The organism is Njordella aestuarii (assembly GCF_056494165.1).
In genome coordinates, this window is sequence record NZ_CM151397.1 from 6,214,237 (window position 1) to 6,224,683 (window position 10,447).

Genomic DNA, 10,447 nt, shown 5'->3' on the forward strand with positions numbered 1-10,447 from the left:
CGGACGGCGTCGGCCGAGACTACAAGCGCGATCAGGATTAAATTTGATTCGGTACCCGTCAAATGTCAATTACTTAAACCGCTGCCATGCGATCGCAGCAAGTAAAATGCCTATCGATCCAGCCTATTCGGAATAATCGCGCGCCCAATGCGATTCAAAGTAGAATTGTGCGGACCTCCAGACAATCAACTTAATCGCAACTATGGCGTTAGCGCTCAGCCTGCGTTGCGGCAGCACCTTTTCGGCGCGTTCGCTTTCATAATTCCACGATGGATCAGCTTGAATCAAACGGTTTTTACATTGCCATCTCCGCAATTTTGTTCGTCGCCTTCGCCGTAGCTGGATACCGAAACGGCCCAGCTTTTGGTATCGCAGTCACTATTCCTTTAGCGATTGGACTACCAGCTTGGCTAATGCTGCCCATCTTCAGCGGCGTAAACGGCACCATTGTCGGCGCAGGTTTAGACGCGAAAGTCACGTTAGGCATCCTGGCACTTTCCTTCTATAGCTTCATGCCTGGCGCTACGTTTCCCGTCCGCGTCACTCTGTGTGATTATGCAATGATTTGTTTGGTAGTCGTCAATTTTGTTAGCGATACGCTGCACGAAGGGTTCAAACTTCGCTTCCTCGCTGAAATCTTCTGCGAGTGGTACGTTCCGTACATGACAGGTCGATTGGCTGTTCAGAACTGGCACTTGCTTGAAGTTACTTGCAAAACGGTCACGGCGGTTGCGGTCATCCTGGGCGTGACTGCGATGATTGAGGCATTTTTTCGAACAAACCTTTTTGAGACTATCTTCGGGTTAAGGCCGCTCGAGATGACCCCACGTGATGCCGAGCGCTGGGGGCTCAAACGCGCTTTCGGACCGTGCCTCAATCCAATTTACTTCGGAATGCTCCAACTTTGCTTGCTGGGTTGGAGTTTGCTCGCGGCTAAGAATGCGCTCACGGGCAACTTTTCCCGTATCTGGCTCTGTGCTCCGTTTTTCGCGGTGCTAGGGATTTTCGCCACGGGTTCTCGCGGACCTGTAATTGGATTGGCTGGTGCAGTCATAGCCTATTTATTCTTCTCCTACAAGCAGTTTCGTATTCCTTGCCTAGCCAGCCTCGTACTTGCGGCCGCGATGACCCCAGTGCTAATTGAACCGGCCATTACTACGCTTGAAAAGTGGTCGGGAGAATCGGAACGCATCGAACAACGCCAGCTAAAACACCCAGATGCGCCTGTGTTCTCAGGAACGCGCAGCCGCTTGTTAATCCTCGATCTCTATGAACTCTCGTTCAAGCGCTCTGGCTTACTCGGTTTCGGCAGTAAAGCGGTCTCAGGCTTCCCAATTCAAATACCACTGGACGAAAAGGGATTGGCGATGCTCGAACAAGTCAAGTATGTAGACAACACTTACGTGCTTCTTCTCCTGCGTTTCGGATATTTGGGACTGGGGGCATTTTTGGCCGCCATCGCATTTGCCATTTGGCAGTTCGCCAGGATCCACGACCTTTATCCTGCGGAACTAGCAGGAAATGCAGCCGCATTGCTGGGAGCCACTTTTGCAGGAGTCCTCCCAGGCATGCTGACGGTTTGGATGCCGCACGATTATGGGTTCGCATTAATCTGGACGCTTGGTGTTTCAAGCGGACTTGTGGCTGCTCACCGTTTGGATCTACTTGAGGTCGAATACGATGATGACGAAGAGTAGCAGTCGCTTTTCTGCCAATTCGGGAGCTCTCCATTTGGCCATCACTGAGCGTACTTAATCCTGAAACAGGCGAACATCAACGCAGTCCATGCCCGCGGCGAATGCTGCCTGCACCCCTAAATCAGCATCTTCATACACAAGACATCGTTCTGGAGGAACGTTTAATCTTTTTGCAGCAGCTAGAAAGACATCCGGTTCAGGCTTGTGTCGCTGTGTATCTTCTGCCGTGACGATTGCCGTAAACCAATCTGCACAGCCGATGTGGTTTAGCTGCGCCATAATGGATTCTCGAAACCCGCCGCTTGCAACGGCCATTGGAATTTGCCCTCGGAACTTTCGGGCGATTTCATAAACAGGCCCAAATGGCTTGACCGCTTCCAAATTCGTTAGAAACGCCTCCTCTTTTTTCCGAACGACGTTGCTAACATCCAATTTCGCGTTGTTTTCAGCCGCCAACAAACGAACAATCTTATCCGTGGGCATTCCCGCTAGGGAATAAAAGCGATCGCGGGTAAAATCAATGCTGTAAAATAGCATGGTCTTGGACCAAGCCAAAAAGTGAGCCTCCATCGAATCAGTTAGCGTACCATCGCAGTCGAAAATCAAACCGCCATACTCGTGTGGAAGCTTCGCCATAAAGAAATACGCAATCTGATAAATGGAATGGACTAAATTCGTGGTCTACAGCCGCATTTCAGTTTGTCCTGCTCTGCCATTTTCGCAACCTCAATTTTTTAGAGCCAGTACCGGCGTGTATAGCTAACGCTTCACTTTCACTTCAGCTGTTCAAGTACCGGCTATTACGCCCTTCAGCATTGATTCAAGTCAACTTTAATGACTCATAACAAACTAAGTGTTGCTGAAGTTTTGGGACCCAATGGCAGTATCTCACGCCGGGTACCCAATTATGAGTCGCGGTCTGGCCAGATGGAAATGGCAAATGCCGTCCAAGCTGCTTTGGACAACAAGCAACATTTGGTAGTGGAAGCGGGGACCGGTACAGGTAAGAGCTTCGCTTATCTCGTCCCCGCGATTCTCTTCGCCACTGCCAAAGAAGAGGCGATGGAGGAAACCTCTCGAGAAAATGGGACCCAAGGCGATAAAGACAGCCCTGACGATGAAGGTGAAATGCGTCGAATCATCATCAGCACACATACTATCAACCTTCAAGAGCAGCTCATCGCAAAAGATATCCCACTGCTGAACGCTGTTATACCACGCGAGTTTTCCGCTGTTCTAGCCAAAGGCCGCTCCAATTACATCTCACTTCGTCGCTTAGGCCTCGCCAACACCCGCGCAGTTAGCCTCTTTAGTGGTGAGACGGAACACGAACAGTTACAGCAAATTGTGAAGTGGTCTCGGAGCACGGGGGATGGTTCCCGTAGCGATCTGCCCTTCAAACCATCCGCAACAATATGGGATGAAGCTCACAGCGATTCTAGCAACTGCATGGGACGACTCTGTGCTCAATATAATAAATGCTTCTACTTCAAAGCTCGACGGCGGATCCAGAACGCGCAGTTAATTGTCGTCAACCACGCACTATTCTTTAGTGACCTCGCTCTTCGTCAACTCGGTGCAAGTATTCTCCCCAACTACGATGCCGTCATCTTTGATGAATGCCATACCCTCGAAGCAGTCGCCAGCGAGCACATGGGCCTTCAAGTTTCAAGCGGACAGATCGAATATACGCTGCGAAAGCTCTACAACCCCATCCATAATAAGGGACTATTGGTTTCTCTGGGCCTCACCAGCTTGAGTAAAAAGGTGTATGCGTGCATGGAACTTGCCGATGATCTAGTGGCTGATCTTGTTGGATACCTCGCATCCAAACCGAATAGTAACGGACGCATCCATCAACCAAATGTCGTTGTCAATCGGCTCAGCGAACCTTTGGCCGAACTCGCTAAACAACTCGAGCGATTCTCGGTTGATAATGAACAACCCAATGCTCGACAAGATTTGGCATCGGCTAGCGCAAGGCTCTTCGTCTTGGCCGACTCGCTCGCCACATGGATCTCGCAAAAACGTGAAGACGACGTCTATTGGCTGGAAGTACTACAAAACCGCGCTGGCAAACGAGTGTCAATGCGTTCGGCTCCCATCGACATTAGCTCCTCGCTTAGAAAAGCTCTCTTTCAAAGTGGCCCGACAGCAATCTTAACCTCTGCGACCATTGCGACGGCAGAATCGACACAGACTACCACGAAGAATCAAAAGTCTCCTTTTTCATTCTTCCAGTCGCGAATCGGTTTGAACAAAGGTCGCACACTGCAGGTATCCAGTCCGTTTCGCTATGACCAGCAAGTCGAACTCGTCCTGCTGCAAGATGTACCGGACCCGAGTTCAAACCGCGAAGAATTTGAAGCTCAACTCCCACAGCTTGTTAGTTATTTTGCCGGCTTGCACGACGGACATACCTTTGCACTCTTCACTGCGTACCAACAGTTGCGCCGCACAGCTGAAGCACTTCGACCGTGGGCCGCTACCATGGGACTTGAAATCTATAGTCAAGCGGATGGTACGCCGCGCGGACAGCTTCTTGATTCGTTCAAAGCCAATCCTCGTGGAATTTTGTTCGGCGCTGATAGCTTTTGGCAAGGTGTCGATGTACCGGGAGATGCACTTCGAAACGTAATTATCACCAAGCTGCCATTCGCGGTTCCAGACCACCCGCTGCTCGAAGCCCGGCTGGAACGAATTCGTACCAACGGTGGTAATCCCTTTAACGACTATCAATTGCCTGAGGCAATGATTCGTCTTCGTCAAGGATTCGGAAGATTAATCCGCACCGCCACAGACTCGGGAATGATTGTCATCCTCGATCCACGCATTCATACGAAAGCATATGGAAAACTGTTCCTGCAATCTCTGCCCAAGTGCCGCATTACCTACAAAAGCGGAACTCGAATCCTTGCTCATCGGCCGAAGTGATTCCGCATCGATATTAAGTGCAACTTGGAATTCAGTGTCGTCTACAGCTCTGAAGAGCAACACGTTTTAATACACAGGTGACGCCCCGTCACAGAAAAAAGGGAAACCAGCATCCATGCTGTGAGACACTGTAATTTGAACAACCTCGCGCGAGCAAGGTGGTTCAAAGCAACATTCTGTCCCCACAATCCCTTGTGATCCCTTGTGTTTAGGAAACCATCATTGCTAGAGATTTCCGAAGGCTTGGCTGAATCTCGTTCGTCCCGACTAAGCGACTAAACGGAGCTGACCTTGATGCTGCTTCACACCTTCGATGAACTCTTCAAAGATTCGAATGTCGAGAGCACTTGCTGCGCGTGATTCTGGATGGAACTGAGTGCCGATAGCGTACCAATCCATCATCTCACTCTCGAAGGCCTCGATAATCCCGTCTTGGCAACGAGCCGTAACGCGGAAACCATCTGCGAGTCGTGCGATAGCCATATGATGCTGGGACGTTACACGGATTTCTCCTTCGCCGTAGACACGTCCTACAATCGAATCGCTTTCAATGTTCAAAGAATGACGATGGAAAGGGTCTTGAACATCGAAGTGAGGCAATGCGTTGGGAACATCGACAGGAATGTGGTAGTAAAGATCTCCACCATGGACCAGGTTCAGCAGTTGGTGTCCCACACCGATTCCGAACACGCTAAGACGGCGTTCGCGAATTTCCATGGCTAACATACGATCGAATCGCTCACGACGACTGGACATTGGTTTCACCGAAGAATGAAGGTGAAAGCCGTCGTTGCGTGGATCCAAGTCTCCCCCACCGGCGAGAACAAAACCATCAAGCTGCTCAAGTACAACGCCGAGGCTTTCTTCATCACTCATCGGCGGCACGATAATTGGAATTCCGCCCGCGGCTAAAATCGCATCGTAGTATCCGGCACTTAAAAAACTAAAGGCTGGCTTTGCACCTGCAGCATCTCGAAAATCTGCATTCAGGCCAATCATTGGTTTACGATTCATGTGAAGACGATCCCTCGAAAAACGTATGAAATAAAACGGTTTGTATCCCTACACGCGCAACCATCTCTTCACAAAATTTAGAAAAGAAGGCGTAGAACTCTCCCATGAAGATGGGATACCGAAATCGACTCTGAATTCGGTAAGAAACGATGAAGCATCAGAAAGATGAGAGCGGTAGAAGAGTTGCAAATAAACTTGCGGTGAGTCGCACAACCAGAGAGGTGTCGAAAAAACTCAGCCATCGATTTACATTCCTCGTCGAACCGATAAATGCTACAATCACAAATCGTTTGCGAAAGTAGTGTGAGCTTCATTGCTCTTTTGCACGCGTTTGAACAAGCACAGCTTGTTACCATTCCACATCGATCATGCGATGCTTTTCGGACTGGCGAAACCACGATCGCAGATAGACTAGCGAGCAGTTCTTCAATGTCTACAAACTTTCAATATTTCGCCTAACTTTGAAATGCAGCTACAACATCTTGTGCCAGCATTACACTAACTGCTCGTTCCAAACTGCCGTTTTAGGACCTAAATGAAATTTCAGTTCGCCTCCTTGGCCGCCGTCGGATCTATTCTTCCTCCACGCATCGTAACTTCCGACCAAATCGAGGAGCGATTAGCACCGACCTATCAAAGATTATCGCTGCCAGAAGGCCGTTTGGAGTTCGCTAGCGGCATCCGCGAACGCCGCGTCTGGCATCCCAACACACGCCTGAGCGACTGCAGCATCTTGGCATGCCAAGCGGCGATGGAGACAACTGGCATCGCCCCGTCAAGCGTTCAAGCGTTGATCCATGCAAGCGTCTGTCGGGAATTCCTCGAGCCTGCTACGGCTTGCCGTGTCCATGCACAACTGGGGCTGTCTCGTGACGCTTGGGTTTATGACCTATCAAACGCTTGTCTGGGAGTCCTAAACGGCGCAGTTCAGATTGCTACGTTGATTGAGCAAGGTGTAATCAAAGCTGGATTGGTCGTCGGAACAGAAAACTCACTCGGGCTTATGGAATCCACCATCGCCAGCCTCAATGCAGATACATCGCTAACTCGAAAGTCAATCAAATCGGCTTTTGCCTCGCTGACCATTGGATCAGGCGCTTGTGCCTGGTTAATCGTGGATCGCCGTGAATTTCCCGGCGGTGCCATCGATTGCGCTGTGGCGCGAGCGCACACCGAACATTGCGATTTGTGCGTTTCGAACACCGATCAAGCCGGTGCGGCCATGCAGCCTTTGATGGACACAGACTCCGAAAAACTGCTAGAAATGGGCGTTGAAACCGGCGCCGCGTGTTTCTCAAGCTTGCTCAAGGAATCTGGCCTAACCAACGCCGACTTAAGCGGGTCGGTAAGTCATCAGGTCGGTATTGCGCATCGACGCCAAATTTTAGATAGACTAGGCCTACCACTAGAGAAAGACTTCGCAACCTTTTCGTGGTTAGGCAACACGGGCTCCGTGGCACTGCCAACCGCGCTCGGTGTTGGGTTGGACAGCAAATCGATAGACACCTCAGGCACAACCGCTTGCTTGGGAATTGGCTCGGGAATCAACTCCATCATGCTCGCAACGCGGCTGGACGGCGTAAAATCAAAGGTAGTGGATCTGTCCGAAGGCGAGTAGTTTGCATCGGTCAAGGACAACTTCAATTGCCTAAATGCAACAGGCCTCATCCAAAAGGACGAGGCCTGTCGTTTTAGTCTATCAATCGCGTCTATCAGTTGCGGTTTGCGACTCGGGCTTATTCTGGTCGCTCGCCGCGTTGACGACGTCCGCCAGGACCACCTTGGCCGCCGCCAAAACCACCTTGACCGCCACCGAATCCGCCTGGGCCACGTCCGCCGCCCAGTCCTCTTTCAGGGAAGGTGAACTTTTCACCCTTGAGCGCCTCAAACTTGGCCTTTTCTTCATCACTCAGCATGGCAAGAACTTTCTCGTCACGTTCTTTACGAGCCGTTTCCATACGTTCGCGGAAATCACCGCCGTTTGCTTGAGGACCACCGTTCTGGAATTGCTCACGCATCTGAGCCATCGATTCTTCGTTCAGTTCAGTTTGCTTGGTCTTGATCTCTTCAACCTTTTCGTCCGACAGTCCAACGCGGCTTGCAACGAACTTGTTTGTCAACGAATCTGCGTTTGCTTGCTGAGCAAACAGGCCGACCAGGCGGTCGAACTGATCTGGGTCGAGAACTGTTTCGAGCTTTTCGTCAGCTTCGGCAGCAGCTTTTTGTCGTTCTTCACGCATCTTGGTGCGTTCATCATCGGTCATATCTTGAAAATTTCCGAATCCGCCGCCGCCGCCACCGCCACGTAGGCTTTCAGCAATCTTCGTGTATTCTTCAACTTGAGCTTCGGTCATCTTCAGCTCTTTTTGGACTTCTTCCATACGCACGAGTGCATTTAGCGAACCGCCGCCCATGCCCATTCCCATGCCGAATCCGCCACGTCCGCCGCCACCAGGTCCGCGACCGCCACCACCGGGGCCCTGCGCATAAACACCTGCAACCATGGAAACAGTAAGAACTGTTCCCACTGCAAACCTCAAAAATTTGGAAGTGATATTCATTTAATGCTCTCCCGCGATAAGCGATTGACTGAAAAGCTACCCTATCAAAACACGGCTCGGGTAGGCAACCCAGTGCGAAAGCTCCGGAATCGCCCGTCGACTGCAATGGGTTACATTGTTGCTACAACATGGCCGTAGGGCTATCAAACCTTACCTACACCCATTAGTTTCGTCGATTGTAACTTTTTCGTCTGGAAATTTGTTATTTATAGCGCCACTTTTTCTGGAGCTCCCCAGATCAACCAAGCTGGGGCATTTTCCGCATTGGTGGACGAGTGGGCATAGTTACGTTAATCTGCCTATCGACACGACCAATAATCAATAATATTGATACCTGCGCGGCACTCCACTCGCTTGAGCCAGGGGAGACTCGAATCAACTGCGTATCAATGTGAAGCTATTTTCCAACGTCCCGACGAATTTTCTTCATGAACGCGCCCATTCCTCAGCAAGTTGACCTGAACTTCGACTCCTTAGCGACTTCGGTCATCGGAGGACTCAAAATTGACAAGTCGGATGCACTTGCTATTTTGAAAAGCTCCGACGAACAGCTCCCCGGGCTTCTAGCAGCCACGTACCGTATCCGGCACAAGTTCTTCGGCACATCCGTTCAGCTCTACTTTCTCATGAACGCCAAAAGTGGCCTCTGTCCTGAAGACTGCCACTACTGCTCTCAATCCAAGAATTCGGACGCTCCCGTTCCGAAATACACCATCCTCGATCGAAACCGACTTTTGGAAGGTGCTCGATTGGCCGCCGAACGCCAGTCGAAAACATATTGCATCGTCATCAGCGGTCGTGCTCCCAACGAACGCGAGATGAAAGCCGTCGAGTCGATTGTGCCTGAAATCAAGCAAACGTACGGCCTGAATGTCTGCGCCTGTTTAGGCTTGTTGAATAAAGAGCAAGCGGCTCGGCTAAAGGCCGCTGGGGTCGACAAGGTGAACCATAACTTGAACACCAGCGAGCAACATTACGAAAAGATTTGCACGACGCACACTTACGCCGATCGCAAGGAAACGCTCAAAAACGTCCGAGAAGCAGGGCTGCAGCTGTGTAGCGGAGGAATCATCGGGATGGGGGAAAGTCATTCGGATATCGTCGAAATGGCCTTTGAACTGAGAGACCTGCAAACAGAAAGCATCCCCCTCAACTTCCTCCATGCGATCGATGGCACGCTGCTGGAGAAGAAAGAATATCTGACTCCACGCGACTGCTTGAGGGCTTTGTGCATGTTCCGTTTTGTGAACCCGACCAGCGAACTTCGCATCGCCGGTGGTCGAGAACGGCACCTTCGAAGCCTCCAGCCGCTTGGACTGTATGCTGCCAACAGCATTTTTGTTGGCGACTATCTGACTACGTCTGGTCAAGCTGCGGATGCTGACTACCAGATGATTCAGGACCTAGGATTCGAGATCACAGGACAAACCGAATTGGGCCTGGAAATGCTGCAAAAGGACTCGCATTTGGAAAATTGCGGTTCCGGAAATCAAGCGTGCGGAAGCGGTTGTGGGACTTCGGCTAATGCATGCTCTGCAAATACATAGTTTGGACGTAGCTAAATTGTTTTGTCTGAACCTTTAGTTCTGGAAACGGTCCTTGAGCTGTGTTCGCGAAAACTTCCTTTGGGAAATGCCGACGGCTGGCGTTGGAATTGCAAAATTACGCGTTGCGACAGTCACGAGGATTCGTTAAAACAATCCGCCTGTCACGCGACGGTTGGTATTTTTAAGAATCCCGGCTCGGCGACGTTTGCAATCGCATGCGTCTAACTAAAATCGCAGAAACAGTAATCGGGGTGTAGCGCAGTCTGGCTAGCGCATCTGGTTTGGGACCAGAGGGTCGTAGGTTCGAATCCTATCACCCCGACTTTCTTTTAAAACAAGCCCTTTGGCGATTTCGTCGAAGGGCTTTTTTTATTGGGGCGCAGAGACTTTCGTCAATGAGCAAACCTTTCTAAAACGCGATCCTTGAATCGGTCGACTTGCTACTAATCCAAAACGACAAGAACATTCGACCACAAGAATATGACAGAGTCAGCGGGAGCTCAATTTTTCTGTCGCAAAATCTTCCTGTCGTTCCCCCGATGCCCATCCACTGCCCGTTCACTTTTTCGCGTCTTTCGGAAGACGACATGCGAGAGATCGACGATGCCGTGATGTGATACACTTTTGCAACTCATTGCAAACTCGGCCGGTTGCGTGACGAATCCGTTTACCGACGAGAGTTACTCGTTCGCCT

At 50.6% G+C, this 10,447-nt stretch carries 6 protein-coding genes, 1 tRNA gene and 1 pseudogene; 5 read left to right on the forward strand and 3 right to left on the reverse strand.

Features of this window, described 5'->3' with window-relative positions; genetic code table 11:
• Nucleotides 1–269: 269 nt before the first annotated feature.
• Nucleotides 270–1,697, forward strand: coding sequence for an O-antigen ligase family protein (locus SH451x_RS24265; protein ID WP_479359869.1), 1,428 nt, complete (start codon nucleotides 270–272; stop codon nucleotides 1,695–1,697).
• A gap of 54 nt (nucleotides 1,698–1,751) precedes the next feature.
• Here SH451x_RS24265 and SH451x_RS24270 read toward each other — a convergent pair whose 3' ends face one another.
• Nucleotides 1,752–2,333, reverse strand: a complete 582-nt coding sequence (locus SH451x_RS24270; protein ID WP_479359870.1) for an HAD family hydrolase — start codon at nucleotides 2,331–2,333, stop codon at nucleotides 1,752–1,754.
• A 198-nt stretch (nucleotides 2,334–2,531) separates the two neighbouring features.
• Here SH451x_RS24270 and SH451x_RS24275 point away from each other — a divergent pair, with 198 nt between their 5' ends.
• Complete coding sequence (locus SH451x_RS24275) at nucleotides 2,532–4,631, forward strand: ATP-dependent DNA helicase (protein WP_479359871.1); 2,100 nt, start codon at nucleotides 2,532–2,534, stop codon at nucleotides 4,629–4,631.
• Between the two features lie 267 nt (nucleotides 4,632–4,898).
• Here the strand turns inward: SH451x_RS24275 and SH451x_RS24280 are convergent, their stop codons facing one another.
• Nucleotides 4,899–5,645 (reverse strand): gamma-glutamyl-gamma-aminobutyrate hydrolase family protein, encoded by a 747-nt coding sequence (locus SH451x_RS24280; protein ID WP_479359872.1) that lies wholly within the window; start codon nucleotides 5,643–5,645, stop codon nucleotides 4,899–4,901.
• 535 nt (nucleotides 5,646–6,180) lie between these two features.
• On the opposite strand from SH451x_RS24280, the gene SH451x_RS24285 reads away from it, so the two are divergent.
• Entirely contained in the window at nucleotides 6,181–7,263 is a 1,083-nt protein-coding gene (locus SH451x_RS24285) for a 3-oxoacyl-ACP synthase III (protein ID WP_479359874.1), read from the forward strand.
• 118 nt (nucleotides 7,264–7,381) lie between these two features.
• Here SH451x_RS24285 and SH451x_RS24290 read toward each other — a convergent pair whose 3' ends face one another.
• Nucleotides 7,382–8,206 carry a hypothetical protein gene (locus SH451x_RS24290; protein WP_479359875.1) on the reverse strand — a complete coding sequence of 275 codons (825 nt, stop codon included), beginning with the start codon at nucleotides 8,204–8,206 and terminating at the stop codon, nucleotides 7,382–7,384.
• Between the two features lie 428 nt (nucleotides 8,207–8,634).
• On the opposite strand from SH451x_RS24290, the pseudogene bioB reads away from it, so the two are divergent.
• Nucleotides 8,635–9,639 (forward strand): annotated as a pseudogene (gene bioB / locus SH451x_RS24295) (biotin synthase BioB); the annotation flags it as partial.
• 361 nt (nucleotides 9,640–10,000) lie between these two features.
• Nucleotides 10,001–10,075, forward strand: a tRNA-Pro gene (locus SH451x_RS24300).
• The last annotated feature ends 372 nt before the right edge of the window (nucleotides 10,076–10,447 follow it).